This is a genomic window from Pigmentiphaga sp. H8, assembly GCF_003854895.1.
Taxonomy (GTDB): Bacteria; Pseudomonadota; Gammaproteobacteria; order Burkholderiales; family Burkholderiaceae_B; genus Pigmentiphaga.
On sequence record NZ_CP033966.1, the window covers coordinates 2,594,398 to 2,608,419 of the forward strand.

17 protein-coding genes are annotated in these 14,022 nt (G+C 66.6%); 6 read left to right on the forward strand and 11 right to left on the reverse strand.

Annotation, left to right across the window (positions count from 1 at the left end):
* Positions 1 to 3: 3 nt before the first annotated feature.
* Entirely contained in the window at positions 4 to 678 is a 675-nt protein-coding gene (locus tag EGT29_RS12365; RefSeq protein ID WP_161567805.1) for a TetR/AcrR family transcriptional regulator, read from the reverse strand.
* Positions 679 to 877: 199 nt separating this feature from the next.
* Here EGT29_RS12365 and EGT29_RS12370 point away from each other — a divergent pair, with 199 nt between their 5' ends.
* The 3 genes from EGT29_RS12370 to EGT29_RS12380 all read left to right on the forward strand — a co-directional run bounded on the left by EGT29_RS12370 (position 878) and on the right by EGT29_RS12380 (position 3,791).
* A complete protein-coding gene (locus EGT29_RS12370) occupies positions 878 to 1,705 on the forward strand; it encodes an alpha/beta fold hydrolase (RefSeq protein WP_124689283.1) in 828 nt (275 codons plus the stop codon).
* A gap of 69 nt (positions 1,706 to 1,774) precedes the next feature.
* Positions 1,775 to 2,746, forward strand: a complete 972-nt coding sequence (locus EGT29_RS12375) for a tripartite tricarboxylate transporter substrate binding protein (RefSeq protein WP_124689284.1) — start codon at positions 1,775 to 1,777, stop codon at positions 2,744 to 2,746.
* A 136-nt stretch (positions 2,747 to 2,882) separates the two neighbouring features.
* The gene (locus tag EGT29_RS12380) at positions 2,883 to 3,791 is read left to right on the forward strand and encodes a LysR family transcriptional regulator (RefSeq protein WP_124689285.1); all 909 of its coding nucleotides are present in this window, start codon (positions 2,883 to 2,885) and stop codon (positions 3,789 to 3,791) included.
* A 12-nt stretch (positions 3,792 to 3,803) separates the two neighbouring features.
* Here the strand turns inward: EGT29_RS12380 and EGT29_RS12385 are convergent, their stop codons facing one another.
* The 4 genes from EGT29_RS12385 to EGT29_RS12400 all read right to left on the reverse strand — a co-directional run bounded on the left by EGT29_RS12385 (position 3,804) and on the right by EGT29_RS12400 (position 6,939).
* Positions 3,804 to 4,988, reverse strand: coding sequence for an FAD-dependent monooxygenase (locus EGT29_RS12385; protein ID WP_124689286.1), 1,185 nt, complete (start codon positions 4,986 to 4,988; stop codon positions 3,804 to 3,806).
* Positions 4,989 to 4,991: 3 nt separating this feature from the next.
* Positions 4,992 to 5,984 (reverse strand): tripartite tricarboxylate transporter substrate binding protein, encoded by a 993-nt coding sequence (locus tag EGT29_RS12390; protein ID WP_161567806.1) that lies wholly within the window; start codon positions 5,982 to 5,984, stop codon positions 4,992 to 4,994.
* 113 nt (positions 5,985 to 6,097) lie between these two features.
* Positions 6,098 to 6,562 carry a MarR family winged helix-turn-helix transcriptional regulator gene (locus EGT29_RS12395; RefSeq protein ID WP_161567807.1) on the reverse strand — a complete coding sequence of 155 codons (465 nt, stop codon included), beginning with the start codon at positions 6,560 to 6,562 and terminating at the stop codon, positions 6,098 to 6,100.
* 95 nt (positions 6,563 to 6,657) lie between these two features.
* Positions 6,658 to 6,939, reverse strand: coding sequence for an HU family DNA-binding protein (locus tag EGT29_RS12400; protein ID WP_124689288.1), 282 nt, complete (start codon positions 6,937 to 6,939; stop codon positions 6,658 to 6,660).
* A 370-nt stretch (positions 6,940 to 7,309) separates the two neighbouring features.
* Between EGT29_RS12400 and bioB the strand changes: the two genes are divergently transcribed.
* Positions 7,310 to 8,311, forward strand: a complete 1,002-nt coding sequence (bioB, locus tag EGT29_RS12405) for a biotin synthase BioB (protein WP_124689289.1) — start codon at positions 7,310 to 7,312, stop codon at positions 8,309 to 8,311.
* An 8-nt stretch (positions 8,312 to 8,319) separates the two neighbouring features.
* Positions 8,320 to 8,742 (forward strand): alternative ribosome rescue aminoacyl-tRNA hydrolase ArfB, encoded by a 423-nt coding sequence (gene arfB, locus EGT29_RS12410; protein WP_124689290.1) that lies wholly within the window; start codon positions 8,320 to 8,322, stop codon positions 8,740 to 8,742.
* A 15-nt stretch (positions 8,743 to 8,757) separates the two neighbouring features.
* On the opposite strand, the gene EGT29_RS12415 is transcribed toward arfB, so the two are convergent.
* From EGT29_RS12415 to EGT29_RS12435, 5 genes are all read right to left on the reverse strand, one after another.
* Complete coding sequence (locus EGT29_RS12415; RefSeq protein WP_124689291.1) at positions 8,758 to 9,318, reverse strand: DUF1415 domain-containing protein; 561 nt, start codon at positions 9,316 to 9,318, stop codon at positions 8,758 to 8,760.
* 12 nt (positions 9,319 to 9,330) lie between these two features.
* Positions 9,331 to 10,221, reverse strand: a complete 891-nt coding sequence (locus EGT29_RS12420; RefSeq protein WP_124689292.1) for a cation diffusion facilitator family transporter — start codon at positions 10,219 to 10,221, stop codon at positions 9,331 to 9,333.
* A gap of 109 nt (positions 10,222 to 10,330) precedes the next feature.
* Positions 10,331 to 11,035 carry a hypothetical protein gene (locus tag EGT29_RS12425; RefSeq protein WP_124689293.1) on the reverse strand — a complete coding sequence of 235 codons (705 nt, stop codon included), beginning with the start codon at positions 11,033 to 11,035 and terminating at the stop codon, positions 10,331 to 10,333.
* Positions 11,036 to 11,121: 86 nt separating this feature from the next.
* Complete coding sequence (locus tag EGT29_RS12430; RefSeq protein ID WP_124689294.1) at positions 11,122 to 11,772, reverse strand: carbonic anhydrase; 651 nt, start codon at positions 11,770 to 11,772, stop codon at positions 11,122 to 11,124.
* A 96-nt stretch (positions 11,773 to 11,868) separates the two neighbouring features.
* Positions 11,869 to 12,318 carry a hypothetical protein gene (locus tag EGT29_RS12435; protein WP_124689295.1) on the reverse strand — a complete coding sequence of 150 codons (450 nt, stop codon included), beginning with the start codon at positions 12,316 to 12,318 and terminating at the stop codon, positions 11,869 to 11,871.
* A 324-nt stretch (positions 12,319 to 12,642) separates the two neighbouring features.
* Here EGT29_RS12435 and EGT29_RS12440 point away from each other — a divergent pair, with 324 nt between their 5' ends.
* Positions 12,643 to 12,939: a hypothetical protein gene (locus EGT29_RS12440; protein ID WP_124689296.1), complete on the forward strand. Its 297-nt coding sequence runs from the start codon at positions 12,643 to 12,645 to the stop codon at positions 12,937 to 12,939.
* 2 nt (positions 12,940 to 12,941) lie between these two features.
* Here EGT29_RS12440 and EGT29_RS12445 read toward each other — a convergent pair whose 3' ends face one another.
* Positions 12,942 to 13,925 carry a tripartite tricarboxylate transporter substrate binding protein gene (locus tag EGT29_RS12445; protein ID WP_124689297.1) on the reverse strand — a complete coding sequence of 328 codons (984 nt, stop codon included), beginning with the start codon at positions 13,923 to 13,925 and terminating at the stop codon, positions 12,942 to 12,944.
* Positions 13,926 to 14,022: the final 97 nt, after the last annotated feature.

A 14,022-nucleotide genomic window follows, 5' to 3' on the forward strand; every position in this document is an offset into this window, starting at 1 on the left:
CGTTCAGTCGACGGACGCCAGCGCCTGCCGTTCGGCCTCCATGGGCGCCAGACCCTCGATGGCCAGGCGAAGCAGCGCGCGCAGCGAGGCCAGGCCGACGCCGGGGCGCGGCGTGGGCTGGCTGAGCCAGCGCCGCACTTCGGCCAGGTAGATGGTGACGAACAACGAGGCGATCAGATCGGGGGCCGCGTTGCTGCCGATCTGCTCTTGTTCCTGTTTGCGCCGCACCACGTCGGCCAGCATGGCGTAGATGTTGGCGCGGCGGGCGTAGAAACGACGCGTTTCCTCGCCGCGGTCGCTGCTGCGGGCCAGGAAGTCCGAGGTGGCCTGCACCGCCGGCCGCGAGATCTGCGGATGCCTGGCCCAGTAGCGGTACCGCAGTTCGAAGAAAGCCATGAGCAGATCGATCAACGGACCGTCCCGCCGCAGCACCCTGGCGCCTTTGTCGTTCACGGCATCCAGGTCGTTGTTGACGATCATCATCAACAGATCGAGCTTGTCCTCGGCATAGACGAAGATGGTTCCGATGGCCACTTCGGCGCGCTGCGCGATCTCGCGCGTGGTCGCCACGTCGTAGCCCTTTTCCAGGAAGACGTCGCGCGCCGCCTGCTTGATGCGCCGCAGCTTGTCGAGTTTGGCGCGCTCGCGCAAGCCCAGTTCCTGGTTCGGGGAAGACAAAGCGGATGGATTCTTCATGAAAGAGCAGGGGGCGAAGGAATGAGAGGGGGGGGCCGAGGCTGCCTATTCTAGAAGAACTCGATAGGCCTTCCCCCATGATGATGCAAGATTCTCTTGATAAGTAAAGAAACTTTATATAAGGTGTGATTATCATAAGCGCCGGACGTGACCGGACGCGCAAGAGACAAGGGTTTACGAAATGGCCGACACGCTGGAGCAATCTGCCCGGATCCACACGACGGTTGGCGATGGCCGCGCCGTAGTCTGGCGGCAATGGGGCGCGGGTCCGCTGGTCGTCCTGCTGCACGGCAACAGCGGTTCGTGGACGCATTGGGTGCGCAACATCGCGGCCCTGGCCGAACGCTTTACGGTGCTCGTGCCCGATCTGCCCGGCCATGGCGATTCCGACCTGCCGGCCGGCGACGTGTCGTGCGCCGCTTTCGCCCGTCTGCTGTGGCTGGGCATCGATCAGGTCGCGGGCCCTGACGCGAACGTGGCGCTCGCCGGATTTTCCCTGGGTTCGGTCCTGGCGGAAAGCATGGCGCGGCAACAGCCGCAGCGCGTCCGCCAGATCCTGTTGTTGCGCGGCGCGTTCTCGCACACGGTGCCGCGGCCGCCCGAATTGCTGCGGTGGCGAGGCATAACCGATCCGGCCGAGGCGGCCCGTATCCACCGGCACAACCTTGAAGTTTCCATGTTCGGCGACGCCGCCCTGGTCGATGACGAGGCCGTCCGGCTGCATGCCGACAACCTTGAGCGTTGCCGGCTGGACACCCGGCCGCTGCTGGCCAGCCGCGAACTGGAGGCTTTCCTGGGCCTGCGTTGCCCGGTGCATGGCATTGCCGGCGAACGCGATGTCTACGGCGGCGGCGATGCGCCCGCGCAAGGCCGCGCCTTGCGCGAGACGCTGCCGCAGGCGGTCTTCGACATGATTCCCGGCGCGGGCCACTGGGCGGCCTACGAGGCCGCGGATACGGTGAATGCCCTGATGGTGCGGTCACTGGAAATGAAACATGATCAAATTTGATCAAGCTCAAAAATAAGAAGGCCGCCATCGAGCGGCATGATCCATATGGCTATCAGATAGGAGACTGCAATGAAGAAGATGATCGTGACGGCCTTGGCGATCGCGACCGTGCTGGCGCTGCCGGCGGCACAGGCGCAAGGGGATTTTCCCAATCGTCCCGTGAGGCTGGTGGTATCGTTCCCGCCGGGCGGCAGCACGGACCTCATCGCTCGCGTCATGGCACCCGTCATGTCCAAGCAGCTGGGCCAGCAGGTGGTGGTCGAGAACAAGGGTGGGGCAGGGGGCAACATCGGCGTCGAATCGGTGGTGCGATCGGCGCCTGACGGCTACACGATGGTGTTCAGCGGGGCCGGCGCGCTGGGCATCAACAGTGTGCTGTATCGGACGATGCCTTTCGATCCCGTCAAGGATCTCATTCCGGTCAGCATGGTCGCCAGCTCGCCGTTTGTCCTGGTGGGGCCGGCGAATTCTCCGTACAAGGACGTCAAGGCCTTGATTGCCGCGGCCAAGGCAGAGCCGGGCAAGCTGTCGATCGGCCATGGCGGCCTGGGCACGGTCATGCACCTGGCCAGCGAGCTCTTCAATCAAATCGGGGAAGTGAAGACCGTCTTGGTGCCCTACAAGGGCACGGGTCCGGCCACCACCGATGCGCTGGCCGGGCAGATTCCGGTGGCCATGAGCGACGTGCCCAGCGCCGTGGCGTACATCAAGGAGGGCCGCATGAAGGCCTTCGCCGTGACGACGCGCGAACGGTCGAGTTCGCTGCCCGACGTGCCCACGCTGGACGAGTCGGGCATGAAAGGCTACGAGGCCATGGGCTGGTTCGGGATCGCGGTGCCCGCCGGCACGCCCGAACCCGTCGTCAAGCGCCTGAACGCGGCGATCCGGGCGGCGCTGACCGACCCTGGCGTGATCGAACGTGTGCGCGCGGCCGGCGCCGACCCGGCGCCGACCTCGTCCGAGGAGTTTCGCAAGATCATCGCCACCGATATCTCCAAGTGGGGCGACATCGTGCGCCGGACGGGGCTGAAGCTGGACTGAAGGGAAGGCCCCCCCCCTACGCGCTTCGCGCGCCCCCCGGGGGGCGATGCGGGTGGACCGGCGGAGCCGGATCCACCGCATCCTGGGTCTGGGGCGGTGATGCGCAAAGAGGGGGGAAAACTGAAATAATTGGCGCATGAATATTTCTTTGCGCCAATTACGGGCATTTCTGGGGGTGGCGGCATCGGGCAATTTCACCCGTACCGCCCAGCGTCTGCATCTGAGCCAGGCGGGGCTGAGCGCGACCATTCGCGAACTCGAATCCCAGCTCAATACCCGGTTGTTCGAGCGCACCACCCGCGCGGTGGTGCTGACCGAGGCCGGCCGTGTCTTTCTGCCCGCGGCGGAATTGGTCGAGCGTGAACTCAGCGCCGCGGCGGCCCGTCTGCGCGACATGGGGCGCCAGGAGGGCTCTGCCCTGCGCCTGGCGTTCACGCCCTTGATGGCGGCCAATGTCGTGCCGGAGACCATGCGGCGCTTCCTGGCGGATCATCCGCAGGTCGAGATCGAGATCATTGCCGGCAGTCCGCTCGAAATCCAGCAACTGGTCGAGACGGGCGAGGCCGATGCGGCTTTCGGCGCGTTCTTTTCCAAGGTGTCGGGGCTGGTGCGCAAGGCGCTGGTGTCATCGGGGCTGCTGGCGGTTTATGCGCCGGGGCGCTATGCGCCGACGCCGTCGGCCAAGGGGCGCAAGGACACGACCTGGGAGATCCTGCGCGACCAGCCTTATGTGGCGCTGACGGAGGACAGCCCCCTTCATCAATTGGCGGAAGATGCCTTGTTCAAGCACCAGGTCAACATCGGCCGCCGCATCGCCGTCCAGCACCTGGATACGGCGCTGGGGCTGGCGGAGCAGGGCTTCGGCATCGCGGTCATTCCGGAGTTTTCGCAAATTGCGTGCGCACGCTATGCGGTGGAGCACCGGGTGATCAGCCCGGCGGTGACCTTCGATTTCTGCTACGTGATGCGGGCGGGGGCGCCCCTGCCCGATACGTTGACCGAATTCGCCCAGGTGTTCAAGGACGTGATGGAGACTCGCCCGTAGTCTGCCGGGCGATCAGATAGGTACGGTTTCGACGTCGTAGGTGAAGAGCCACTCGTAGCGTTCCTTCACCCGGTCTTCCTGCCATTCGCGGTTCACGTAGGCAGCCGCGCCCTCGGCGTGGGCCAGTTCGCGATTGTGGAATCGCTTGGCGTTGGCGTTGGCGCCGAGGATGACATTGGCGGTGCGGTCCTTGCGCGCCTGCTCGTAGCGCAGCAGCGCCTGCGTCGGATCGGAGTACTGGCGCAAGGCGCGCGCCAGGATGTAGCCGTCTTCCAGGGCCATGCCCGCGCCTTGGGCGAGGAAAGGCAGCATGGGATGGCAGGCGTCGCCCAGCAGGGTGACCCGGCCTTCGCTCCAGCGCGGCATGGGATCGCGAACCATCAGCGCCCATTTGTAGGGCACGTCGATGGCGCGCACCAGCGTATGTACGTCCTCGTTCCAGCCGCGCAAATCGTTCAGGCACTCTTCGGTGGTGCCGCGCTCGGTCCAGGACTCGACCTGCCAATCGCTGCGCTCCACGGCCGCGACGAAGTTCACCAGCTTGTAGCCGTGCAGTGGATAGTGGATGACGTGGGCGCCGGGGCCCACCCAATTCACGCCCACCGGGCGGCTCAGGCGCTCGGGCAGCTTGTCGGCCTCGATCACGCCGCGCCAGGCGACCAGGCCCGAGAAATCGGGCCGGTCGGCGCCGAATAGCTGGCCGCGTACCAGCGAGTGCACGCCGTCTGCGCCGATCAGCACGTCGCCGTGGAAGATCCGGCCGTCGGCCGTGTGGACGGCCACGCCGTCGCCGTTCTGCTCGAAACGCTCGAACTTGGCGCCCAGCACCAGGGCGTCGGGGTCGGCGCGCTGTACGCCGGCGGCGATGGCCTGGTGCAAGTCGGCGCGGTGCACGGTCAGGTAAGGATAGCCGTAGAGTTCGCGCGATACGTCGCCCAGGTTGAACAGGGTCCAGGTCTGGCCGCTGTTCCACAGCCGCACGATCTTGCCTTCCGGCTCGCAGGCCTGCCCGGCCATGTCGCCTTCCAGGCCCAGCGCATACAGCACGTGCACGGCGTTGGGCCCGAGTTGTATGCCCGCGCCGACTTCTTTCAACTGCGGGGCCTGTTCCAGGATACGGACCTGGAAACCTTGTTGGAGCAGGGCGAGACCGGCGGTCAGTCCGCCCAGGCCGCCGCCGGCGATGATGATGCGCATGAGTCAGTCCAGTGTGGTGTTGGTGCGTTTGATCAGTTCGGCCCAGCGCTTGGTGTCGTTGGCCAGGAAGCTGCGGAATTCGTCCTGCGTGGTCTTGATCACGTCCTGGCCGCCGGCCTTCATCTGGCTCATCAGTTCGGGATCGTCCTGCGCCGCGCGCAGCGCGGCGTTGAGCTTCTGCACGACGGCGGCCGGGGTGCCGGCGGGCGCCACCAGGCCCGTCCAGGAATACGATTCGAAATCGCCGCCGAAGACTTCGCGCACGGTGGGGACCTGCGGCATGTCGGCCGAGCGCGTGGCGCCGCCGGTAGCCAGTACCTTGGCCCGGCCGCTTTCCAGGTAGGGCCGCACGACGGTGATGGTCTCCAGCGTCATGTCGATCTGGCCGCCGATCATGTCCGCCAGCGCCGGCGCGCCGCCCTTGTAGGGAACGTGAAGGATGTTCGCGCCGGACACCTCCTTGAACCATTCGCCGGTCAGGTGGTTGATCGAACCGTTGCCGGCGGAACCGTAGGACACCTTGTTCTTGGCGGCATAGGCGACCAGTTCCTGCAAGGTATTGGCGGGAAACGCGTTACGCACCACGAGCAGGATGGGGCTGCGCGCCACCAGGCCCACGTGCGCGAAGGATTCCATCGGGGAGTAGGCCAGGTTGCGGTACAACCCCGGTGCCACGCCCAGGCTGCTGGTGCTGGCCCACAGCAGGGTATGGCCGTCGGGCTTGGCGCGCGCGACCGAGGTGGAGCCGACCGTGCCGCCCGCGCCCGCGCGATTTTCTATCACCACGGGTTGGCCGAGTTGTTTCGCCAGCGTCTTGCCTACCAGCCGCGCGGTGGTATCGGTGGGGCCTCCGGGCGGGAAAGGCACGACGATGGTGACAGGCCCGGCGGGAAATTCGGCGGCCGCGGCCGATGTGGTGCCGGCCAGGGCCAGTGTTGCCAAGGTGGCGAGGCACGCACGCCGCATCGGCGTTGCACGCAAGACTCGCTTGTTCATCGATGTCCCCTCGTTGTCCGTCATGTTGGGGGGACTATAAGATGAAGCGATGAGCGAGTTGAATCACATAATAATTATAGGATCACAAGGAATTTCGATCAGCGCGATGCCCGCTATGTCGCGCCGATGTGTCGGCTGCGCAAATCGTCGATGACTGTACGCAACAGTCCGCGCAGGGTCTTGAGTTCCTTGGGGCCGAGGCTGGAGAAGGCTTCCTGCTCGAAGCGGTTCAGCTCGCGCGTGCCGGCCTCGACCACCTGCCGTCCGGCCGGGGTGAGCGTGATGCGCAGGATACGGCGATTGCTGGCGTCTTCCTTGCGCTCGAGCAGGCCGCGCTCTTCCAGGGTCGAGAGCAATTGGCCCATCGACTGGGGGGTGACATAGAAGCGCCTGGACAGGTCCGCGGAGGACAGTTTTTCGCGGTGCGCGACCACGGACAGCACGGTGAACTGGATACCCGTCACGCCGTAGGGCTTGAGCAGCGCGTCGCTGAAGTTGCGGAGGGGATGGTGTACCTGGGAGACCAGGTAGGTGGTGCTGGGACCGCTGAAAGGCTCTGCGGGTTGGTCGGTGGACAAGAATGACTCCGGGAGCGAAGGATTCCTGCAGTGTAAGGCAGACTGATTCGGCGCGCACCGCCGCGCCAGGCGGAAGGTGCGCGTGGCGGCGACGCTTACTTGACGTCGACGGCGTCTTTCAAGACCTTGGCGGCGCTGAAAGCGGGTGCCTTGCGGGCAGCGATCTGGATCGCTTCGCCGGTACGGGGGTTGCGGCCCGTCTTGGCGGCTTTTTCTTTCACCGAGAACTTCCCGACGCCCGGCAGCACGACCTCGTCGCCCTTGGCCAGCGTGTCGCGCAGGGCATCGCCCAGTGCGTCGATGAAGGCTTCGGAGACATTCTTCGGTTGTTGGGTGCGCTCGGCGAGAGCGTCGATCAGTTCCTTCTTGGTGCGCATGCGTACTCCTTGAAAAATATCGGCAGACCGGCCGGATGGCCGCCTGCCTATGCACAGAGCCGGCATTCAAGCAATCTTGGAGCAGAAATGCAAGTCCGGCCGCAGATGATGACAGTCGGCGCAGGGCAGGGCGAGAGCGGCCACTGCGCGGCGAGGTCCGGGCACCTTACCCGAAAAATCCTGCGAAGTTGCAACAGGCGTAGGCGTCATGTTGGCCGCGACTTCATCCAAAATCAGGGTGTACACGGCAAGTTCGCCGATTTTTGATGCAAAAAACGGATTTTGAATATTTGATGCGACCGCCCGGCTTGCTTACCATGTGCGCTGGCCACGGCCCGCGAGCCGCGCCATCCCCCGTGTAGGAGTTCCCATGCAAGCTGATCCCGTCGTCGCGAACGCGGCCGCCGCTGTTACATCTCGCCGCAATTGCGCATCCTGGAACGTGGATGCGGTGCTGGCGCTGTTCGAGCTGCCCTTCGCCGATCTGCTCTACCAGGCGCAGCAGGCGCATCGGCGCTTCTTCGATCCCAACGCCATCCAGCTGTCGACCCTGCTGTCGATCAAGACCGGCGGCTGCCCCGAGGATTGCTCGTACTGTCCGCAGTCCTCGCGCTACGACACCGGGGTCGAGACCGAGAAGCTGATGCCGCTGGACGAGGTGCTGGAAGCGGCGCAGGCCGCCAAGGACAACGGCGCGACCCGGTTCTGCATGGGCGCGGCCTGGCGCAGCCCCAAGCCCCACCAGGTCGACGCGGTGGCCGACATGGTCAAGGCGGTCAAGGACCTGGGCCTGGAGACCTGCGTGACGCTCGGCATGCTGCGCGACGGCCAGGCCGAACAACTGCGCGAGGCCGGGCTCGACTACTACAACCACAACCTGGATACCTCGCCCGAGTTCTACGGCCGGGTCATCACCACGCGCACCTACCAGGACCGGCTGGATACGCTGGGCCGGGTGCGCGAGGCCGGCATCAAGGTCTGCTGCGGCGGCATCGTGGGCCTGGGCGAATCGCGCCGCGAGCGGGCCGGGCTCATCGTCCAGCTGGCCAACATGGATCCGTATCCGGAGTCCGTGCCCATCAACAATCTCGTGCGCGTGCAGGGCACGCCGCTGGCCGACAACGCCTCGGTGGATCCGTTCGAGTTCGTGCGCACCATCGCGGTGGCGCGCATCACCATGCCCGAGGCCGTGGTGCGGCTCTCGGCCGGGCGCGAACAGATGGACGAGGCCTTGCAGGCCCTGTGCTTCCTGGCCGGCGCCAATTCCATGTTCTACGGCGACAAGCTGCTGGTGACCGAGAACCCGCAGGCCGAGGCCGACCGCGACCTGCTGCGGCGGCTGGGCATGCGCGTGGACGCGGCCGCGCACTGAGGCCGCCCATGCCCGTCCTGCCCCTGGCCCCCGGCGTCGCCATCGATGAAGACGAGATCGTCTTCACGATGATCCGCGCGCAGGGGGCGGGCGGCCAGAACGTCAACAAGGTGTCGAGCGCGGTCCACCTGCGCTTCGACCTGGCCGCCTCGTCGCTGCCGCCGGCGTGGAAAGAAGCGCTGATGCAGAAGGCGGACCGGCGCATCTCCAGCGCCGGCGTGGTGGTGATCAAGGCGCAGGCCTATCGCAGCCAGGAAAAGAACCGGGCCGACGCGCTGGAACGCCTGACGGCCCTGCTGGCCTCGGTGGCGGAACCGCCCAAGCCGCGCAAGGCCACGCGGCCCACCAAGGGATCGCAGCAGCGCCGCCTGCAGCGCAAGGTGCGGCACGGCGAGGTCAAGCGGATGCGCGGCCGCGTGAGCGAGGACTGAGATCCGCGCGGCGCCCTACAGTCCCAGTTTCTTCCAGCCTTCGTGGCCCAGTTCGCGCAGCGTCTCGATGTTGCGTTCGTAGATGCTCTCGGCTTCCGGGAACGCCTCCATGGCCTTGTCCACGCTGGCCTCGCGCAGCAGGTGCAGGGTGGGGTAGGGCGAGCGGTTGCTGTAGTTCTCGATGTCGTCGGCGCCGGTGCCCGCGAACTGGTAGTCGGGGTGGAAGCTGGCGACCTGGATCTCGCCTTCCAGGCCCAGCGCTTCCACGGCGGCGTCGGCCTCGTCCAGGAACTCGTTGTAGTCGTAGAAATCGGCCAGCGCCCAGGGGTGGATCAGCAGCACGGTGTCGACCTGTTCCGGGTCGCTCTGCGCCAGCGTGCGCAGGCATGCGCCCAGTTCTTCGAGCAGCGCGTCGGGGTCGCGCGCGTCGCTGACCACGTACTGGATCTGGCCCTTCGTGTGGACGGCCTTGGCGAAGGGACAGAGGTTCAGGCCGATGACGGCCTTCTCCAGCCACGCGCGGGTGGCGTCGACGATGGCCGGATGGGAGAGGGAATCGGGAGGGGAAGTGAACATGATGCGTGGGGCTCAGCTGATGCGGACCTCGGGCGAGGCGACCGCCTGTTGTTCGGGTTCGATGTGGATGACGATGGAGCTGCCTTCGATGTAGCCATGGATGGCGGCTTCCAGCCGGTCGCAGATCGCGTGGGCGGCGCCTACCGGCATCGCGCCGGGCACGACCAGATTGAATTCGATGAAGACGCGGGGGCCCGAGCGGCGCGAGCGCAGGGTATGGGCTTGCAGCGCCCCGGTGCCGTGTTCGTGGATGATCCGCCGCACGCCGTCGACGATTTCGCGGGGCAGGGCCTCGTCCATCAGGCCGCCCACCGAGTCGCGCATCAATTGCCACCCGGACCACAGGATGTGCAGCGCCACCAGGCCGGCGATGATGGAGTCCAGGCGGGTCCAGCCGGTCAGCGCCACCAGCGCCACGCCGATCACCACGCCTATCGACGAGACCACGTCGGTCCACAGGTGGCGGCCGTCGGCGACCAGCGCCGGCGAGTGCCAGCGGCGCCCGTAGCGCATCAGCAAGGCTCCCCAGACGCCGTTGATCAGCGTGGCGCCCAGGTTGATCGCCATGCCCAGCACCGGCGCGTCCAGCGGTCGCGGGTTCAGGAAGCCCTGGTAGGCTTCGCGCAGGATGGCCAGCGCGGCGAACACGATCAGCGTGCTTTCCAGGACCGCGGACAGGTACTCGGCCTTGTTGTGGCCGTAGGGGTGGTTGGAGTCGGCGGGAATGGCGCTGACCGACAGGGCCACCACGGTGATGACGGCCGTGGCCACGTTGATGATGCTTTCCAGCGCGTCGGAATACAGCGCGATGCTGCCGGTCAGCCGGTAGGCGAGGTATTTCAGGCCAAGGACGGCGATCCCGACGACGATGGTGGCCACGCCGAATCTCGTGGCGCGTGTCATGGGGACTCCGTGTTCCCGTGGCGCAGGAAGGGCAGGACGGGAAGGGGCATGGGCTCGGGCAGGCGTGCGGATCCCGGCATTCTAGCCGGGTCCGCGCGGTTTGCGTGCCCTAGCGGCCGCCCAGGCCGGGCAAGAGGCCGCGCAGGTCGGGTATCTGGAACGAGCCGCCGGGCAATTCGAAGCGCGAGGCCTGGGGCGCGCGGTCGTCCAGGGTCTCCACCCTGAAGCGGTCGCCGAAGCGCAGGAGGCCGAGCCGGTCCGCCTGCAGGCGCCGCGCCAGATCGTCGGCGCCGGGGGGAAGCAGGGTGCCCGACAGCGAGGCCAGGCTGCGGCCCAGTTTCAGCGCCGCGGTGGTCAGTTCGCTGGCCGCGGGGGCCGAGGTCAGGACCAGCTCCTCGGTGCGCCGCTGCCGGCGGCCGTCTTCATAGGTCAGCACGTAGACGGTGCCGCCCAATCCGGCCACGGTCTCGCTGCGCGTGGTCGGCTGCAGGGACACGATGGCGCTGACCTGCTCGAGGGCGGCCGTGGGGCTGGGCATCAGGCCGCCCGCCATGCGCATCAGGTCGGCCGCTTCCATGACCACCTGCTGTCCGTTGACGCGGCTGACGGCGTAGATCTTGTCGCCGCGGGCCAGCAGGTAGTTGTTGGGGCTCTGCGGCGAGGCGGCCCTGAGGTTGTTGCCGGCGTATTCGACCGAGGCGGAAAAAGGCTGCCCCCGGTCGTCCAGTCCGGCCAGCCGGGCGGTGCCGGCGGCGTGGGCGAGCAGGGGAAGGGACAGGGACAACAGCGCCGTGGCGGCAATACGTAACATCATGGTCCAGGCTCCATGCGCAGCGGCCGTGCGCGGTGCAAACCGCTTGGACCGCCGATGCCCGATGACGTTGCGTAAAAATTGTTGCCCTAGTCCAGCGGGATGGGGCCTTCGGTGACGGGATGGAACTCGCCGGTGGCCGGGTCGCGCACCATGAGCACGCCGGTGGCGACGCCGAAGTAGGCCCCATGCAACTGCAACTGGCCACGTTCGGCCAGGATGCGCACGCACGGGAAGGTCATCAGGTTGTTCAGGCTGTGTTCGACCGTGGCCAGTTCCAGCTGCCGGATGTACATGCCGGGGTTTTCGCCGGGCGGGACGGTGCGTTCGACCACCGGGGCGATCTGCTGCATCCATTTGCCGATGAAGTCCCCGGGCGAAAGCGGGTCGGCGCTGTTGGCGAAGGCCGAGACGCCCCCGCACAACGCGTGGCCGAGCACGACGATGTGCTTGACGCGCAGCGACTGCACCGCGAACTCCAGCGCCGCGCTGGTGCCGTGATAGTGCTGGGTGATGCCTTCGTAGGGGGGGACGAGGTTGGCGACGTTGCGGACCACGAAGATCTCGCCGGCGCCGGCGTCGAAGATGACTTCCGGGGCCACGCGGGAATCGCAACAGCCTATGACCATGATTTCGGGCTTCTGGCCCTTTTCGGCAAGCGTCTTGTAGCGGGTGCGCTCGTCGTTGAAACGGCCGCCCAGGAAAGAGCGGTAGCCGTCTGTGAGTCGTGCTGGGAACATGCTTCACCTGTTGCTGGCCCGCCCTGGACGGGCGGGAAGCATCATGATACCAGCCGAAGCCTTTGGGGAGATGCTGGGGGATGCCCGGGGGGCCGGTCAGCGCGCCGCGTCCTGCGCGGCGCGCAGGCTGACCAGGGCCTGGGACAGGAGGTGCAGGGGGTCCTCGGAGGCCACGACCGGAACGTCGTTCAGCGTCAGCACGAGGACGCCGGCGGGCAGCTCGATCAGCTTCAGGGCTCCGGGCGGGATGGCCAGCCCCGCCTTGGGCGCGATGATCTTGAGGGTGGTCAGCAGCGCCGCGATTTCTTCGTGTTCGTAGATGGGGTGCCATTGCGACAGCCGGTCCATCACTTCCCGTTGCAGGGATTCCCCGGGGTTTTGCAGGGACTGCTCGACGCCGAAGATCTGGGCGCTCCAGAGTCCGCGCTCGTCGGTCTCGATGGTGATGGCCCGGGCCGGGATGTCCGGACGCAGCGGATGCACGGCGGCCCTGAGATGGGTTTCCGCAGTGTGGCGGGTCTCGCGCGTCGTGGGGGGAATGCGCATGGCGGAGTCCGTTCCGATTTCTGTCGAGCTTAGCCGCATGCCCGGCCATCAGGGGTTACAGCGCCGTTGCGGTTTTTTCCGGGTTTAACAGGGCGGTTGCGCCGGCGCGGCCATGTCGCGCGCAACGCAAAGAGTTTCGCGGCGTTGTGGAGTTCGGGGCCGTGCTTCTATATGCTTGCCGCTGGCCACACAACGATAAAATTTACAAGGACTGCGGAATCCATGAGAACGGTGCTCGCGGGGCTCGCGACCGCTGTGACGATGGGGTGCACCATGAACGGTTACGACCGGGCGGGTGCAACGACTTCGGGGCAGGAGGAGTGCGTGACCAGTCGTGACGTGAAGGAGATCGTCGTCCGGCTGCGGGACATGGGATGGACCGCCCAGCGTACGATCGATGCCGTGCTTTCCAACTCGCACATCGACGATGTCGAGACCCGGACCTGGTTCATCGGACTGGTCTCGGAAATCTATGGCGGCAATACCTCGCTGGCCGACGTCGACGCCGACTACGCCGCCTGCATGAAATCCCTGTCCCCCCAGGCCGTGCCCGTGCAGGCCGCCTCGGCCCGGGCGGAGCCGCGCGCGGCCTCCGGGCCGCGCGGCGACGTTCCGGGCTAGGCTTATTCCGGCTGCACGCCCGCGGCCTGCGCCACCTTGCGCCAGCGCGTGACCTCGCTGCCGACGAAGGCGGCGAACTGTTCCCCGGTCATGGGCTTGGCGACTTCGCTGCCGGTCTGCTCGATGCGCGCGATGTAGTCGCGATCGGCGGCGACCTTGGCGATCTCGGCATTCAGGCGCGAGGCGATGTCGGCGGGCAGGTTCGCGGGGCCGAACAGGCCGGTCCAGGTCGTGACGTCCAGGCCCTTCAGGCCGCTTTCCTTGAAGGTGGGCACGTCGGGCAGGGCGGCCGAGCGCTTGTCGCTGCTGATGGCCAGCGCACGCAGCTTGCCGGCGCGGACCGAGGACAGCGTGTTGGGAATGGTTTCCAGCATGAGCTGGACCTGTCCGCCCAACAGGTCCGGCATGGCGGCGCCGCCGCCCTTGTACGGAACGTGGACGATCTCCACCTTGGCTTCCGACTTGAACAGTTCGCCGCCCAGGTGGGAGATGGCGCCGATGCCCGCCGAGGCGTACGAGAGCTTGTCCGGGTTGGCGCGGGCGTAGTCGATCAGGCCTTGCAGGTTCTTGACCTGCAGCGAGGGGTTGACCACCAGGACCAGCGGACCGTCCTGCAGGCGGCCGATGGCGGTGAAGCTCTTGGCGACGTCGAAGGGCAGGGTCTTCTTCAGCACCGCATTGATGGCGTGAGTGCCGATGGTGCCGAACAGCAGCGTGTAGCCATCCGGCTGCGCGCGCGCGACGTAGTCGGAGGCGATGATGCCGCCCGCGCCGGGCTTGTTCTCGATGATGACCGGCTGCCCCAGGCGGGCGGCCAGCGAGGCGCCGAAGGCGCGGGCGAGGATGTCGGAGGAACCTCCGGCTGCGAAGGGCACCACCATGGTGACGGGGCGGGTCGGATAGCCTTGGGCGTGGGCCGCCGACAGTCCGATGGATGCGAAGGTGGCGGCGACACAGGCGCGCAGCACGTATTTTCTCAATACCATGGTGAATGCTCTCTGGACGAAAAAACGAAGGAAGAAGATATCCCGCCGATTCGGGGCGGATAAATGCGGGTTATTCCGGCCATATGGGCGGGAATAT